This is a genomic window from Psychrobacillus sp. FSL K6-4615, assembly GCF_038008225.1.
GTDB lineage: Bacteria > Bacillota > Bacilli > Bacillales_A > Planococcaceae > Psychrobacillus > Psychrobacillus psychrotolerans.
Window position 1 is genome coordinate 759,083 of record NZ_JBBOYQ010000001.1, and the last position, 16,183, is coordinate 775,265.

Sequence of the window (16,183 nt, forward strand, 5' to 3'; positions counted from 1 at the left end):
CTTGGGGTAAGCGCATATGGGAATAATAAACAAGCACTACAATAATAAAAACTTACCTATTGAGTTATAGACATGCTTTAAAAGCATAGTATAGCTATGGCTATATTGATAATAGGGGGTAAATTCAGTGTCTAATGCTTATATAGATATATTGGCTTACTTTGGAATTGGTGGTGCTCATCCTGGAGGTTTTAGTCTAACCCAATCTATATTGGAAGCTGAAAACATTTCGCCAACCCAATCTGTATTAGATATAGGTTGTGGAACAGGACAGACGGCAGCTTTCTTAGCTGAAAGATTTAATTGTCAGGTGACAGCGATTGATAAGCATCCAATTATGGTAGAAAAAGCGAGACAACGATTTAAAAATAGTAAGTCCTCCGTCCATGTGGTGGATGGAGATGTACAAAATATGGGCTTTGTAGATGAATCCTTCGATCTTGTTATAGCCGAGTCTGTAATTGTTTTTACGGATATATCGAAGACGTTGTATGAACTTTCTCGGGTTTTGAAAAGTGACGGGACTTTAATCATGATTGAAATGGTAGCTGAGCAATACCTATCAGAAGAAAAACAAGAAAAGGCATGTAGCCTTTATGGTATCAATGAAATAATAGAAAAAGATGAGTGGATATTGCGTTTACATCAAGCTGGATTTACTCAAGTTGAAATAATCAGTACGCCATCTGTGCTTCTTCAAAGTGAAATTAACGACATAAATCCATCGGAAAACATACAAATGGAACTTTTTGAGCTATGGGAGAAGCATAACGAATTTATATTTCATAACCGGGATTTCATCGGGTATCGTGCATTTAAATGTCGTAAAGCATAAGTAAGCTATTCCGCTTCCAATGTCAGTAGTATGACACAAACTGTATTGAGTGCGTCCCTGTGTGGAAAACTATTCTGACATTTAAAAAGTTTGAACAATTTTTAAAAAAATGTGTTTAAGCAAGGTATATATTTAATGCAAGGTGGAACTACCGTAGGGAGGGATTGGTAAACGATGTGTTTACAAAAAACTTCAATGGAGGATTTGCACAGCCTTGGCGGAAAATTTGCTTTACTGACGAAATGTACTCTCGTCGAGAACCTATATATTTAGGTTCCGTTCCAACGTGTTTTACATGTAAGTGGAAGTGCACCTCAATGTCTAATAGTTTTTATTAGACCATATTACTACACTGACCAGACGAAGGTTTAAATTGTCAGTTTCGGTTTAACCAGGCATCATAAAAAAATTTTACCAGTGTATTCCCTGTTTAGGGAAAAAAGAAAGCGCAGTCCTATTAGGATTGCGCTTTCTTCTTTTTTATGAATTTTATTATTCATTTTCCTTAAATACTTCTCCAGCAATACCCATTGCATGAACTGCTTTTGGAAAGCCTACGTATCCAGTACAGTGGAGGATGATTTCGATAATTTCTTCTTTTGTTAGTCCTACATTTAAGGCTGCTTGTAAGTGAACTCTTAGTTGATCGAAAGCTCCTTGGGTGATCAGACTAGTGAGTGTGATGATTTCCCGTTGTGCATGGGAGAGGGTATTTCTAGAATAAAGGTCTCCAAAGCCAAATGATACGATCATGTTCCACAGATCGGGTGAAATATTTTTGATGCCTTCCATGCCATTACGTACGTCTTGCGAAAATAGTTCCTCCATTGCATTTATACCGGCCTCGTACCGTTTATTGCTATCCATATTATTGCCTCCCCATGGTTGGTGGTATTTCGTTTTCATCTACTAATACTTCAATGACAATCGGTTTGCTTGTTTGATCAATCTTATGTAATGCTTCTGCAATTTTATCGGTTAGCTCATAAGGATTGAGGCAGGTAAATGCTTCGAGTCCCATAGATTCGGCAAAACGTGCTACATTCAGCGGAGTTTCATAAACACCACCAATAGACGTACCAATCATTTTTTGCATACCTTTTTCCACCATATCTAAGCGTCCATTATTTAGTACGATGAACAATACCGCGGAGTTATAATTGAAAGCTGTTGAAAGTTCCGTGCCATGCATGAACATACATCCGTCTCCAACTAGACATACAATCGTTTCTTCCGGGGCTGCAAGTTTCGCGCCAATGGAATAGCCAATTCCGTTACCCATTGCTCCGAATATATCATCAAAGAAGAAAGTACCTGGCTTATATATGTCAAAATATTTGATGCCGTAAAAAGAATGGCTTCCATCATCTCCGAAAACAATTGCATCGCTGGGAAGTGCGTATCGCATCGAGCGTAATGCTTGGATAGCAGACATTCGTTCACCAGGGTTATTTTCCTGCAGCAAGATATCGTTGATCGGCTTTAAGAATGCTTCACTATTTGTTTTTGGTATATCTTTTAATATTGCTGTCAGGTTAGCTTTTATATCACCAAGTATAGGAGTAGTCGGCACTTGTATCGATTTACCGATAAAGGTTTGATCATAATCAAAGTGAATAAGGTGCTCTGGATACATCGCTTCCGATAATCCAGCGATAGACATATCACTTAGCTGTGAACCAATGACAAGCATAAGGTCCACTTTTTCTTTTACAAATGCCGTAGCTTCTTCTGTTCCACCTAATCCGAAAGCACCTAAGGATAGCTTATGATTGGTAGGGAATGATCCTTTCCCACCGGGCGTGGTAATGACAGGGATATTCCAATACTCGGCAAGATGCTGGACTTCTGTGTAGGCTTTACTAGAATGAACACCTTTTCCTAAAAAGAGAAGAGGACGCTTTGCCATGCTTAGTTTATCTATTACAACGCTCGTTTTAGGGGAAATCATTGCATGCGATTCCGGTAAATCTAGCAAGAACGGTTCAATCTGATCTAACAAAATATCAAATGCAATCGACAGGTGTACAGGACCTTTTACACCAGATACTGCTTTTTCTAGTGCATGCAGCAAGAATGACTGCAGCATATCTCCACGTTCTACCCGAGCGCTAAACTTCGTGATAGATTTGAACATGTCCACTAGGTCTGCACCAAATATACTAGAATCCTGTCCCATTGCTTTTCCGGTATCCTTCATCGAAGGGTGTCCAGTAATGATTAATAAAGGGAGATTAGAGGCTTTTGCCTGGCCAGCAGCGGTGAGCAGATTAGTACCGCCAGGACCAGACGTGCCCACCGCAACTCCAATTTTTTGATTCATCAAGGCGTAGCCAGCAGCTTCAAAACCTGCGGCTGCTTCGTGCTTACTTAATACAAATTCCATATCATGATTTAATATCTCGAAAAGAATAGGGGATATGGCTTTTCCAGGAATGCCGAAAATATGATGAATTCCCCAATGCTTAAAATTTGCTACTAACACCGATGATGTTGTTTTCATGGTTTCATTCTCCCTTTAAGATCATTATTTTTCTAAATAAATTCTCTCAATCTCGTCTGCAGGAAGGGGTTTACTAAAGAAATATCCTTGCGAAATATCACATTGATGGGTTTTCAGGAATTCTAGCTGTTCCTTTGTTTCCACACCTTCAGCAATAACTTCCTTATGAAGATTATGTGCTAAGGATATAATTGCCTTAATAATGACAGTATCTTTTTCGTTGTTCATAATTTCACTGATGAATGATTTATCGATTTTAATATAATCGATTGGAAAGTTTTTTAGGTAATTAAGCGAACTATAACCTGTCCCAAAATCATCAATACTAATACCGATACCAAGTGCTTTCAACTGCTCTAATACGTGGATAGAGTATTCGTATTCCATCGCCATATACTCCGTAATTTCTACGACCACATAAGCCGGATCTATACCTGTTCGTTCTAGTACCTCTTCCATATAAGTAATGAGATTTCTAGTTAGAAATTGTTGCGTAGATAAATTAATGGATACTTTCACAGGTGTCATTCCAGCGTCTTGCCATTTTTTGTTTTGCTTACAGGCCTCATCAATGACCCACTCTCCAATTTGAGTAATCAGCCCGTTTTCTTCTGCGAGTTTGATAAACTTGTCTGGAGGTATTTGGCCGAATGTTGGGTGCTGCCAGCGTATTAATGCTTCAAATCCAATTAACTGACCAGTTTTATTATTAATCTGGGGTTGGTAGTGGAGAACAAACTCATTTTTCTCTAATGCTCCTCTTAAATCCACCTCAAGCATATAGTCATCCAACATTGCATCTAATAATTCAGATGTATGCACGACATAACGATTTTTCCCTTGCGATTTTGCCTGATACATTGCATTATCCGCATAGACCATCAGTTGTTCCATTGTAATTGGATAGTCGGGATATATGGCAACTCCAATGCTAGCAGTCGTATATAGTTCCTTGCCGTCCACAAGAAATGGTTGTAGTAAGAGCTGGAGTATCTCTTCCGCTTTTGTAGTGACATATTCTGTATTCATAAAATCTTGCAATAGGAAAATAAATTCATCGCCACCCATTCGAGCAAGCATTTCATTTTCCGCTAGGCAACCACTTAAACGAGTGCTTACCTCGATTAATAACTTATCGCCGTAGGAATGGCTAAAGTTATCATTGATGATTTTAAAACGATCCAAGTCGATATATAGGAGTGCTAAGGACTTGTGGCGATCTGTACTTAATTCTTTAATAATGGATTCTATTTCCTTATTCATATATCGTCTGTTTGGCAGATTTGTTAGATCATCGTGAAAGGCTAAATAATTATATTGCTCCTGCAATGTGTATCGATCTGAAATGTCTCTAAACTGACCAAAGGCACCAATCATTTTGTCATCCTCATAAATGGGTTGTGCATCGAATAAGCAAACTACTAGTTTACCCGCATCATCTTCAAACTTTATTTCTTCATTTTTAAATATTTTTCCCTGTTCTAATACTTCTTTGAAATATCTTCCAGTTAAATGGGATTCTAAAATGTTTCTTCCCACGACCGATTCTCTACTGTTCCTTGAAATCTTTTGGGCGAAATTATTAAACTCGGTTGTAATTCCTCTTTCATCCGTAATAACAATGCCGTTTCTAGTTCTACTTAACATAATCTGATTCATAATATTAAGTTTTTTGTTTTGTTTTCTCAACAAGAGTTCTCTTTCGATTGAGTCAACGGACTGGCTGAGCATTGATAAAAACAGCTCATTTTGAAACTGGATAGGCATCATGATGCACACGCTACCGAGTAAGTCATTGTCATCTGTATAGTTGAATGTAGTACCGTAGCAAGCTATTTCTTGAAGAAAGGTATGATAATGTTGTTCTCCTATCAGACTAATCGGATGTCTTTGCTGCAAAGTCAGGCTTATAACATTAGTACCCGTCTCTTCTTGGATGAATAGGCTACCAGGCTTAATACCAAATTGTTCAATAGTAGACTTAATCGTTTCGTCGCCTTCAATTTCAAGCAAATACCCTGAAGCATCCGAAACGACAACCAGTATCGGAGTCCCTTTTAAGGAATCCAGTAACTTATTGGAGAAAAAGCTAACCACTGATAATATTTCACTATACGATTTTCGCTTCTGTTCAAAAGCCACTTCGCTTAAAAAAGTCTTTGGTCTAGATACCTCGTTTGGATCCATCCCAGCAATCTTGCAGATTCTCCTAGACTCTGTAATGTAGTATGGCTCTGTAGTATTCATATTCTCCTCCTATAAAATTTCTTACCTATGTATACCCTCTTTTCAGAAAGGTGCGTAGTTTTTGATATAAAATAACGAAAAAAAGAATCCGCTCCTACAAAGGTTAAGACTGCTACGAAATAACCTGTAGAAAGAATTCCCAATCATAAATACTTTACTCTAAAACATAGTTTAATTCAACTGAATTACATTCATATCACAAACTATTCTGATAATTTAAATAATAGTCACAAGTATGAGGTGATATAAAAGGATCAATCCTTCTCATCACCAAATGGATTGTTCTATACACAGTTTGGTCGGAGGTATCCCAAGGGAAAGATGTTACTACCTTTGCACTAAACATTGGTAATGCGCGACTTATAAATAGTACGAAGCAAGTGCAAAACCATTCAAAAAGTGAAAACAAATATACAAAGATTTTATTATAACAATGAATGGATATCACCAAGACCATTAAGATTAAAATCCTTAAGCATTTAACTTAATACATTTGAGCCATTTTAAAGAAATATTATAAGGATAGAAGTATGCAAAAAAAGTTATCTGAACTCAATAATTAAACAGGTGTGGCATCTGAATATACATTCAGATGCCTATTTGTCAGTTCGTGTCAATGATAAGAGATACTATTCAAATTACTAATATTTATAGGAAATACTTAAAAAAAAAAGAAAAATAACTATGTGTGTAAAATTCCCCTTTTTCTTTTTACAAAATTATTACAATATTCTCATTGCCATGGGTGGTTTGTTGGACTATCGTTAGGGAGGGGCTTATAAAGTAAAAATTGGGAGAAAACAATTTATTTAAATAGGAGTGAAAAGATGAAGAAGTACACGTTTAAGAAATCAGTAGTAGCTGCGGCTTTAGTCACGTCTTTATTGGCTGGTACGAATGTAAGTGCTGCGAGTAGTTCGATGCAAGATGTAGTGGATCAAGCGAGAAAAGATATGAAAAATGCAGCTTATGCATATGTTGTTCCTGCTCAAGGTGGCAAACTTGCTACTAGCAAAGAGTTATATCCAGCACTTAACAAAGCTAAAGATAATTACGTAAAAGCGAAGGCTGCTATAACGAAGTCTAATGCGAAAAATAAATCTGCATTGTTAAAAGATTTAAACGATCTATATAATGAGCGTGTAACAAAAGGAATTATTCCTTACATTGATGCTTATAACTATGCGGATAAATACTTAAATCCAATCATGAGTGATATTAAAAAAGCAGAAGCTGCAAAGGATTGGTCGAAGGTTGAGACTTTGTATCATAAATTGTCTGTTCAACTGAAGAGTCGTACATCTATTCTTTATCGTTTTAGTGGAAAAGCAGCGAGAGATTTGTTGTTAGATCAATATAAAGAACCTGCAAACACGAAGCGTGATCAGTTGATGGTTCCTGTAACTGTTTATATGAAGATTGTCCAAGCAGAGAAATTATTAGCTACTGGCAAAAAAGCCGAGGCGAAGAAGGTAATCGATACAATTACGCCTTTATTGGATAGACTACCAACAGCGACTTCATACCCAATGGTTGAAGATTTATTGAAAAAGTTAGAAGCAGTTATGAAAGCATCAGGAGCAGATTCAAGTTCAAAAGATGCGGTGTCATTACGTATTTTAGGCACTTCTGATATTCATACAAATATCGTAAACTATGATTATTACAAAGATACAGAGTCAAATAGTTTAGGTCTTGCGAAAACAGCAACACTTATCAAAACAGCACGTGCGGAAAATAGCAGTACGTTACTATTCGATAACGGCGATGCAATTCAAGGAACTCCACTTGGTTCGTACAAGCAAGCTGTAGATAAATTAGTAGATGGGGAAGAACATCCATCTGTAACTGCGATGGAATTATTAGGGTATGACGGTGCAACTTTTGGAAACCATGAATTTAACTACGGTCTGGATTATTTAGATGAAGTAATGGATGATGCAAACTTCCCGTATGTGAATGCGAATGTGCAAGACGCTAAAACTGGGAAACTATTGTATACTCCATACACATTGATAGACCAAGAAGTGGTGGATGCAGAAGGCGATAAATCAACGATCAAAGTTGGTGTAACTGGTATTGTACCTCCACAAATCCTGAAATGGGATAAATCTCATCTAGAAGGAAAAGTAAAAGTACAAGATTCTGTACAAGCAGTACAAGCTATCATTCCTGAAATGAAAAAAGCAGGAGCAGACGTAGTTGTAGTTCTTTCCCACTCTGGCCTTGGAGATACAAAGCATGAGGTTGGCGAAGAGGATGTTACGTATCTTCTGACGAAAGTTGAAGGCGTAGATGCAATTATTACAGGACATGCACACCAAGTATTCCCTGGTAAAGTGGATGCATCTTTAACTAATGTGGATATCGAAAATGGCACGATTAATGGTGTTCCAGTTGTAATGCCTGGTAAATTTGGTAGTCATTTAGGTGTAATTGACTTAACTTTAGAGAAAAAAGGAAATGAATGGAATGTAACAAAATCTAAAGCGGAAGTTCGCAATATCGCTAAAGATTCAACGGATGTTGATAAAACAGTTGTAAACGCTGTAAAAGAAGCACATGAAGGAACGATTAAATATGTACGTCAAGCAGTAGGAACAACTACAGCTGATATTCATAGTTACTTCTCACAAGTACAAGACGATCCATCGATTCAAATCGTAACAAATGCACAAACGGAGTACGTAAAAGCAAAACTAAAAGGTACAGCTAATGAGAAATTGCCAGTCCTTTCTGCAGGCGCGCCATTTAAAGCAGGAACAAGAAGTGATCCTGAGTACTACACATATGTACCAAAAGGCGAGCTAGCAATTAAAAACGTAGCTGACTTATATTTATACGACAACACTGTAGCAACGGTTAAAGTAACTGGAGCAGATGTGAAAGAATGGTTGGAAATGTCTGCAGGCCAATTTAACCAAATCGATGCAACTAAAACTGGCGACCAACAGCTGATCAATACAGATTTCCGCTCATACAACTATGACGTAATTGATGGGGTAACATACGAAATTGATGTGACGAAACCAGCAAAATACGATGCAGATGGAAATCTAGTAAATAACAAATCATCACGTATTACAAATTTACAGTATGATGGTAAACCAATTGACTTAAAACAAGAATTCATCGTTGCAACAAATAACTACCGTGCAAATGGAACATTCCCAGGCGTACGAAATGCAACAGCAATCGAAATCTACCCAGATGAAAACCGTCAAACAATTATCGACTACATTCTTGCAGAGAAAACAATCGATCCATCTGCAGATGGCAATTGGAAATTTGCTGCACTACCAGCAAACGCAACAATCGTATTCGAATCCTCTAAACAAGCAGAAAAAGTTATCCCTGCTAACGGCAATATTAAGTATGTAGGTGAAGGTACGGATGGGTTTGGGAAGTATTCTATTAAGTGACCCTGTGTAGCACACATTTCTGATATTTAACTGTAGTATGCACACTCTCTAGGTTTTCTCTGGAGGGTGTGTTTTTTTATGTCCATCTAAGGAGCAGAATATCATGAATGGCCCTGTGTAAAGAACAATTCTGATAACTTGTAAGTATTCTTTGAATTCTAAATATTTTATGAAAAATTTGTGCTATTATACTATTACTCTAGTATGCAATATATAGGATAGTAATTTAATAGCAATGGGGGAGTTGACAATGTTTGACTTAGAGGTTTTAGGGCAGCAAATTGTGGAGGAGCTCTCTACGCTTATAGACCAAAGTGTTTTAGTAACAGATCGCACAGGATTCATCATAGCTAGTACAGATCCTCAGCGATTAAATACGTTTCATGAAGGGGCTTCCATATCGATTAAAAGTCTTAAACAGTTACATATGACAGAAGAGATGAGTAAAGAGCTCAGAGGTGTTCGGCCTGGGATGGTTATGCCGATCGTTATTGAAGAGAAGGCTATTGGCGTTATTGGGATAACAGGTACCCCTAAAACAGTAGAAAAGTATGCAAAGCTCGTGCGAAAGGTAGTTGAACTTTTTGTAACTGACTTTTTGTCTCGTCAACAAAGAGAGCGATCTGTTAGGGAACTGGAGTATTTCGTCTCGGATTATTTTTTAAAGGAGCTATCTGAAATAGAAACGAAGAAAAAAGCAAAATTATTGGGGTTTCCCATTGAGAATTTTTGCCGCATAGCGATTTTACAGGGGAGCCAGTATATTGATAAAGAGGTAGTAGAGCGTCTAAGAAATAACCAAACGATTCATCCAGACTTAATGATTGTCCGGTCTGGGTTAGGGCAATTAATCTTCTTTATCCCAGAGGTCGAGAAAAATCATCTGGTTTTAGCCTTTGAGAAGATGGAGCTACGTTTAAAGAAGGTATACAAAGACTTTCAACCTATTGGAGTAGGTCAGCAAGGAGAATTGAAAGCATCTTTTTTACAGGCGCAGACCGCAATTAATATTTCGATTCGGCAGTTGAAAATCATTTTTGAGGAAGACCTCAAGTTGGAACTTCTATATTATGATCTTTCGGATGAGAGTATCCGTACTTTTTTGAGCAGAACGATAAAGCCTATTTTAGAGGATTCGGAGCTTTTAGATACATTGGACATTTATTTTAATGACAATGGAAGTCTACAGGAAATTGCAGATAAATTATTTATACATAAAAACACACTAAAATATCGGTTGACCAAAATTGAAAGTTTGCTTTCAATGCAATTGTCTAATCGTGCCCATCTTGCAGAGATTTATACTGCGTATAGGCTTTATAAACGAATTTAATCCCATAAACCATGCTAGATTAAATCCATAATGTAGATCAATAACCATGAATTTCGATTCATGGTTTATTTGTGTTCCTTGTTCTTCGCATAATTTTTAACATAGGAAAATTATTAATTAGGTGTATACCTAACAAACTAGTAGATATTTTTCTTTGTCCAAATGGACAAAAATAAACATCTGTATATTCCGAATTATTGGATTATTGGACATTTTAAAATAATTAATAGTTTTGTAGAATTATTGTAAGCGCTATCAAAGGTTACTAGAGGAGGCAATACATGTTGCTGTGGATGGAAGAAATTAGAAGTATTGTGGGAGATGCAAATTTGAAGACATCTGCTGCACATCTTACAAGCTATAGCTATGATGCAGCGGCTGGTTTCCAGTCAGTACCGGATGCTGTTGTGTCACCCACTTCTACAGAAGAAATTCAACAAATTATGCTTGTCTGCCAAAAGTATATGATTCCAATAGTGCCACGTGGTTCCGGTACGAATTTAGCAGCAGGTACTGTGCCCAGTAGTGGAGGAATTGTACTTCTTTTTAATCGAATGAACCAAATAATAGATTTTGATGAAGCAAATTTGTGTATTGATGTACAGCCAGGAGTTATTACGTTGGATCTTTGTAATTATGTAGAAGAAAGAGGGTTATTTTATCCACCTGATCCGAGCAGTATGAAAATTTCCACAATTGGAGGGAATGTAAGTGAAAACTCAGGTGGTCTTCGTGGGCTCAAGTATGGGGTAACGAAGGACTATGTCATGGGACTGAAAGCTGTATTACCAAACGGGGACATTATTAAAACAGGTGGTAAATTGGCAAAGGATGTAGCTGGATATGATCTTACTTCTTTACTTGTTGGAGCAGAGGGGACTTTAGGAGTTATTACAGAAATAACTCTAAAACTAATACCACTACCACAGACACAGAAGACAGGGATTGCCTATTTTCACTCACTAGAAGCTGCTGCTGCCACTGTTTCGGAAATTATAGCTGCCAAAATTATACCGGCAACACTGGAGTTTATGGACAGAGGAACAATGGACGCAGTGGAATTATTCATGAGTCTTGGCTTGCCAACTGACGCAGAAGCAATGCTATTAATGGAACAGGATGGTGCAACAGAAACTGTAAGTTCTGATGTTACCAAAATGATTGAAATTGCAAAACAGAATGGGGCTACCTCTACTGCAATTGCAAACTCCACGGAAGAAGCACTTCGATTAAAAGCTGGAAGACGAAGTGCCCTATCAGCACTTGCACGGAAACGACCGACTACGATTTTAGAGGATGCGACCGTTCCGCGTTCTGAAATAGCGGAAATGGTTCGTGAGATTCAAAGAATTGCAGAGAGACACGATGTGGAAATCTATACATTTGGTCATGCAGGAGATGGCAACTTGCATCCGACCTGCTTAACGGATATACGGGATGAAGAAGAAATGCAAAGAGTAGATGCTGCCTTTGCTGAAATATTTGAAGCTGCCATTGCACTTGGTGGGACGATAACCGGAGAACATGGTGTAGGAGAAATGAAATCCCCGTACCTGGAATGGAAGATAGGGCCAGAAGGTATTTCGCTTATGAAATCTATTAAACAAGCGATTGACCCGAACAATATATGCAATCCAGGTAAGTTATTTGCCAAGTCAACGAAACCAAGGGTGGTGCTGCAATATGGCTAGCCTACTCGCAGGGCGGATGCAAGAAAGCTTTCAGGAGCATGTGCAAGAGGATTTGTTAATGGATTGTATGAGATGTGGATTCTGTTTGCCTGCCTGTCCTACTTATATTATGACTGGGCAAGACGAAACACACTCCCCTCGAGGACGAATCGCTTTGATGAAAGCTGTAAGAGATGGTGTTGTGAAGTGGGACGGATCCGTAGAGGAAGCCTTTGATGTCTGTCTAGGTTGTCGTGCTTGTGAGCCGGCCTGTCCGGCAGGCGTCCAATATGGGACATTAATAGAGGAGACGCGACATGCCATTCAGGAAGCAAAACCTACTAGTTTGAAAGAAAAGGTTATTAGAAAAGTAACGTTTGATGGGTTGTTTGCAGATCAGAAGGTTATGGCTGGAACAGTAAAGCTGATTGCTTTGTATCAAGCAACAGGTATACAAAAAGTAGCTCGTAAAATTGGCTTTATGGATCTTTTCTCCACGCAGCTTAAAGAGATGGAGGCTGTATTGCCAAAAATTGCGCTGAAAAAGCCTAAAAGGGAAACAACAGCTCTTTCCACAAAAGTTGCCTTTTTCACAGGCTGCCTTATGGAAACTATGTTCCAACAAACTAATCAGCGAACGATTGAACTATTAAATATGTTGGATGTGGAAGTAGAGATACCCCCTGGCCAACAATGTTGTGGTGCACTTCATGGCCATAGTGGCGAAGTGCCGAAAGCAAAGCATAATGCCAAGAAAAATATACGAGCATTCAATCATAATGACTATGATTTTATCGTACAAAATGCTGGAGGCTGTGGAGCATTTCTGAGTGAATATGGGAAACTCCTCGGGACAGAAGAAGCAGCGAGATTTTCTAAAAAAATTATTGATATTTCATCTTTATTAGTTAAGTTAGGATTGCTTGAAAAGCTTCCACAAAATAATAATGACTCTTCCGCAATTGTTACATATCAGGACTCCTGTCATTTACGCAATGTGAATGGAGTTTGGAGGGAGCCACGCGCATTACTACAAGCAGCACCTGGTTATAAATTCCAGGAAATGCCAAACGCAGCAGGCTGCTGTGGTTCCGCAGGCATTTATAATATATTACAACCTGAAATGTCTGCTCAAATACTTAAACAAAAAATGAAAGGGGTGATAGAGGTGGCACCGATGAAAATCGTGACCTCCAATCCAGGCTGTTTACTACAAATGAAGGTTGGTATTGAAAAAGAAGGTTTATCGGAGCAAATGGAGGCTGTACATATCGTTGATTTTTTATTTGAATCAATGATCAACTATAAAAAAGGGGTGTAAGGAAATGAAGAAATCAAAACGTTCCATTTTTACAACAATCGGGTTATCAGCAGTTCTACTTTTAGGAGCATGTAGTGGAGAGGAATCGTCTGCAGAGGACAAGGAATATAACTTGAAAATGTCAGTGACGGTTTCTGACTCTTCTACTTGGTATGAAGCAGCGGAAAAGTTAAAAAAGGATTTAGAAGAAGAAACTGACGGACGTATTAATCTAGAACTATATGCAAATGAGCAATTATCTGGAGGAGATTCTGGTAAAGCGGTAGAGGGTCTTTCTAAAGGGACGATTGATCTAACTTTCAACTCAACGATTATCTATTCCATCTTGGATGATCGTTTCGGTGTCGCATCTGCACCGTTTCTATTTAACAATTTAGACGAGGTAGATAAAGTATTCAACGGTGACGGTGGGGAGCAACTGAAAGAAGTATTGTCTGAAAAAGGAGTGCAAGCTTTAGGGTTTGGGGAAAATGGTTTCCGTCAACTAACTAATAGTGTACGGGAGGTAAAAGGTCCTGAGGATATTAAAGGATTGAAACTACGAATTCCTGGAATAACGATGTATACCGATCTATACCGAGAACTGGGTACCGATCCTGTAACAATGACGTTCTCTGAAGTATTTACGGCATTGCAACAAGGAACAATCGATGGTCAGGAAAATCCGATAGATGTTATTTATTCATCAAAGTTAAATGAAGTACAAGATTATATGACAATGTGGAACTACTCATATGATCCACTAGTGCTAGGAATGAACAAAAAGTTGTACGATTCGTTAAGTGATTCGGATAAAGAGCTTTTTGATCGTTTAGGAAAAGAAGCAGCAGCATATCAAGTGGAGCAAGCGCGTGAAAAAGCGGCAACTCAAATTGAAGAGTTAAAAGCAAGTGGCATGCAATTATACGAACCAACAGAAGAAGAACTTGCTGCATTTAAAGAATCGGTACAGCCGCTATATGATAAATATAAAGACATTTGGGGCGCTGAGTTACTTGAAGCTTTCCAAAAGAGATAAGGAGGTAATTGGATGAGAATCCTTGATAAAATAGAAGAAATTATTCTAGTTCTAGCACTCTTAGCAATGACAATTATTGCCTTTGCTAATATTATTTCTAGAAACTTTGGTCAGGTTTCTCTGTCATTTACAGAGGAATTGACTATCAATCTCTTCGTCCTTCTTACCTTTGTAGGTACGGCTATGGGTGTGCGTAATTACTCACACCTTGGCTTTACCCTTCTTTATGACTTGGGTGGAAAAGGTGTGAAACGTAGTATGATTGCCATTTCAACAATTGCAGCACTAGTTCTGTTTGGAGTTTTATTCTGGTATGGTATTCAGACGATTTTATTCCAAGTAGAAATGGGGCAAAAAACACCTGCACTTGGATGGCCAACGTGGGTAATGACATTATCCCTTCCAATAGGAGCAATATTATGTATCGTACGAACAATCCAGGTTGGCTGGCAGGAATGGCAGCTCAAGGAACCGACACCCACAATTAAGGAAGGAGAGGTACTATGATAGCCTTACTGTTATTTGGAGCATTCTTTGTATTGATTTTCCTTCGTGTTCCAATTGCTGTTTCACTTGGAATTTCATCCTTGATCGTATTAGTGTCGTCAAGTGGTTTGTACGGTTTAGAAGCAGTAACGGATATTATGTATACGAGTGTAGCGAAATTTACGTTACTGGCAATTCCTTTCTTTATATTAGCTGGGGTAATTATGGATCATGTAGGAATTTCCAGAAGATTAATAGAATTCGCACAGGCTATGGTTGGACATCGTAAAGGCGGAATTGTTCTTGTGACTGTATTAGTAGCTGTTTTCTTTGCCGCTATATCAGGTTCTGGTCCAGCTACCGTTGCAGCAATTGGTGGTATTCTCATACCGGCAATGGTTAGAAGTGGTTTCACTAAAGAAACAGCTGGAGCGTTGGTAGCAAGCTCGGGTGCAATTGGTATCGTTATTCCTCCTAGTATTGCCTTCATTGTATTTGCTGTGGTAGCAGGGGATCAGATTCCTATTACGATTAATCGTCTGTTTTTAGCAGGTGTCATTCCCGGATTGCTTATGGGGCTAGCATTTATTGTAGCTGCATATTATGTGCGCCGTAAAGAAGTGAAAAAAGGAACTTTTCAACCTGATGAGACTGTTGTGCGAAAAGCGACTGGTAAAGAAAGATGGCAAGCTTTTGTAAGGGCATTGCCAGGACTATTTATACCTTTCATCATCTTAGGTGGAATCTACGGTGGATTTTTCACTCCAACTGAAGCTGCTGTAGTAGCGGTTGTCTATGGTTTAATCGTAGGACTGTTTGTATTAAGGCATAATCTCTTCAAGAGTATGTATCGTATTTTTGTAGATGCTTCACTTCAAACAGCAGTTGTCATGATTATTGTTAGTGCTGCTTCAGTGTTTGCTTACATAATTACAACAGAGCAAATTGCTCGAGATATGAGTGATTTGATATTATCGATCTCTAGCAATCCTGTTATCATTCTTTTATTAATCAATGTATTGCTTTTAATCGCAGGTGCATTTATCGATGCCATTTCAGCCTATTATATATTCGTACCTATACTATTGCCAATTATGCTTTTCATCGACATGGATCCAACCGTATTTGGTGTATTTATGACAGTAAATCTTGCTATTGGTCTATTTACACCACCAGTAGGACTTAATCTTTACGTAGCGGCAGGGATATCCAAGACGAATATTATTGGCATATCCAAAGGAGTACTTCCATTTATAGTAGCAGCCATTATCGTACTAATGTTCATTACATTTGTTCCAGCTATTTCAACGTTTTTACCTGATTTAATGAATGTAAAATAAAGGGGGAT

Annotated in this window: 11 protein-coding genes; 8 read left to right on the forward strand and 3 right to left on the reverse strand. The window is 38.2% G+C overall.

Annotated features, from left to right (window positions below; all coding sequences use genetic code 11):
• Window positions 1-127: 127 nt before the first annotated feature.
• Window positions 128-835 carry a class I SAM-dependent methyltransferase gene (locus MKX53_RS03635; RefSeq protein ID WP_340909161.1) on the forward strand — a complete coding sequence of 236 codons (708 nt, stop codon included), beginning with the start codon at window positions 128-130 and terminating at the stop codon, window positions 833-835.
• Window positions 836-1,327: 492 nt separating this feature from the next.
• Here the strand turns inward: MKX53_RS03635 and MKX53_RS03640 are convergent, their stop codons facing one another.
• Genes MKX53_RS03640 through MKX53_RS03650 form a run of 3 tightly spaced genes read right to left on the reverse strand, consistent with a single transcriptional unit; the run spans window position 1,328 to window position 5,585 of the window.
• Entirely contained in the window at window positions 1,328-1,702 is a 375-nt protein-coding gene (locus MKX53_RS03640; RefSeq protein ID WP_340909162.1) for a carboxymuconolactone decarboxylase family protein, read from the reverse strand.
• 1 nt (window position 1,703) lies between these two features.
• On the reverse strand, window positions 1,704-3,338 hold the full coding sequence (locus MKX53_RS03645; protein ID WP_340909165.1) for a thiamine pyrophosphate-binding protein: 1,635 nt from the start codon (window positions 3,336-3,338) through the stop codon (window positions 1,704-1,706).
• A gap of 24 nt (window positions 3,339-3,362) precedes the next feature.
• A complete protein-coding gene (locus MKX53_RS03650) occupies window positions 3,363-5,585 on the reverse strand; it encodes an EAL domain-containing protein (protein WP_340909168.1) in 2,223 nt (740 codons plus the stop codon).
• An 827-nt stretch (window positions 5,586-6,412) separates the two neighbouring features.
• Here MKX53_RS03650 and MKX53_RS03655 point away from each other — a divergent pair.
• The 7 genes from MKX53_RS03655 (at window position 6,413) to MKX53_RS03685 (ending at window position 16,175) form a co-directional block, all read left to right on the forward strand.
• A complete protein-coding gene (locus MKX53_RS03655) occupies window positions 6,413-9,007 on the forward strand; it encodes a bifunctional 2',3'-cyclic-nucleotide 2'-phosphodiesterase/3'-nucleotidase (RefSeq protein WP_340909170.1) in 2,595 nt (864 codons plus the stop codon).
• A 250-nt stretch (window positions 9,008-9,257) separates the two neighbouring features.
• The gene (locus tag MKX53_RS03660; RefSeq protein WP_340909174.1) at window positions 9,258-10,340 is read left to right on the forward strand and encodes a CdaR family transcriptional regulator; all 1,083 of its coding nucleotides are present in this window, start codon (window positions 9,258-9,260) and stop codon (window positions 10,338-10,340) included.
• 281 nt (window positions 10,341-10,621) lie between these two features.
• Window positions 10,622-12,031 (forward strand): FAD-binding oxidoreductase, encoded by a 1,410-nt coding sequence (locus tag MKX53_RS03665; protein ID WP_340909177.1) that lies wholly within the window; start codon window positions 10,622-10,624, stop codon window positions 12,029-12,031.
• The gene (locus tag MKX53_RS03670; RefSeq protein ID WP_340909179.1) at window positions 12,024-13,331 is read left to right on the forward strand and encodes a (Fe-S)-binding protein; all 1,308 of its coding nucleotides are present in this window, start codon (window positions 12,024-12,026) and stop codon (window positions 13,329-13,331) included. Before MKX53_RS03665 ends, MKX53_RS03670 begins: the two co-directional genes overlap by 8 nt.
• Before the next feature lie 4 nt (window positions 13,332-13,335).
• On the forward strand, window positions 13,336-14,349 hold the full coding sequence (locus MKX53_RS03675; protein WP_340909182.1) for a DctP family TRAP transporter solute-binding subunit: 1,014 nt from the start codon (window positions 13,336-13,338) through the stop codon (window positions 14,347-14,349).
• Between the two features lie 12 nt (window positions 14,350-14,361).
• Window positions 14,362-14,856 (forward strand): TRAP transporter small permease, encoded by a 495-nt coding sequence (locus MKX53_RS03680; RefSeq protein ID WP_340909185.1) that lies wholly within the window; start codon window positions 14,362-14,364, stop codon window positions 14,854-14,856.
• Window positions 14,853-16,175: a TRAP transporter large permease gene (locus MKX53_RS03685; RefSeq protein ID WP_340909187.1), complete on the forward strand. Its 1,323-nt coding sequence runs from the start codon at window positions 14,853-14,855 to the stop codon at window positions 16,173-16,175. The genes MKX53_RS03680 and MKX53_RS03685 overlap by 4 nt, the downstream gene beginning before the upstream one ends.
• Window positions 16,176-16,183 lie beyond the last annotated feature (8 nt).

Excerpts from the sequence above, each read along its gene's own strand:
- MKX53_RS03640 (WP_340909162.1), bottom strand. The coding sequence starts at position 1,702 with ATGGATAGCAATAAACGGTACGAGGCCGGTATAAATGCAATGGAGGAA.
- MKX53_RS03645 (WP_340909165.1), bottom strand. The coding sequence starts at position 3,338 with ATGAAAACAACATCATCGGTGTTAGTAGCAAATTTTAAGCATTGGGGA.
- MKX53_RS03650 (WP_340909168.1), bottom strand. The coding sequence starts at position 5,585 with ATGAATACTACAGAGCCATACTACATTACAGAGTCTAGGAGAATCTGC.
- MKX53_RS03655 (WP_340909170.1), top strand. The coding sequence starts at position 6,413 with ATGAAGAAGTACACGTTTAAGAAATCAGTAGTAGCTGCGGCTTTAGTC.
- MKX53_RS03660 (WP_340909174.1), top strand. The coding sequence starts at position 9,258 with ATGTTTGACTTAGAGGTTTTAGGGCAGCAAATTGTGGAGGAGCTCTCT.
- MKX53_RS03665 (WP_340909177.1), top strand. The coding sequence starts at position 10,622 with ATGTTGCTGTGGATGGAAGAAATTAGAAGTATTGTGGGAGATGCAAAT.
- MKX53_RS03670 (WP_340909179.1), top strand. The coding sequence starts at position 12,024 with ATGGCTAGCCTACTCGCAGGGCGGATGCAAGAAAGCTTTCAGGAGCAT.
- MKX53_RS03675 (WP_340909182.1), top strand. The coding sequence starts at position 13,336 with ATGAAGAAATCAAAACGTTCCATTTTTACAACAATCGGGTTATCAGCA.
- MKX53_RS03680 (WP_340909185.1), top strand. The coding sequence starts at position 14,362 with ATGAGAATCCTTGATAAAATAGAAGAAATTATTCTAGTTCTAGCACTC.
- MKX53_RS03685 (WP_340909187.1), top strand. The coding sequence starts at position 14,853 with ATGATAGCCTTACTGTTATTTGGAGCATTCTTTGTATTGATTTTCCTT.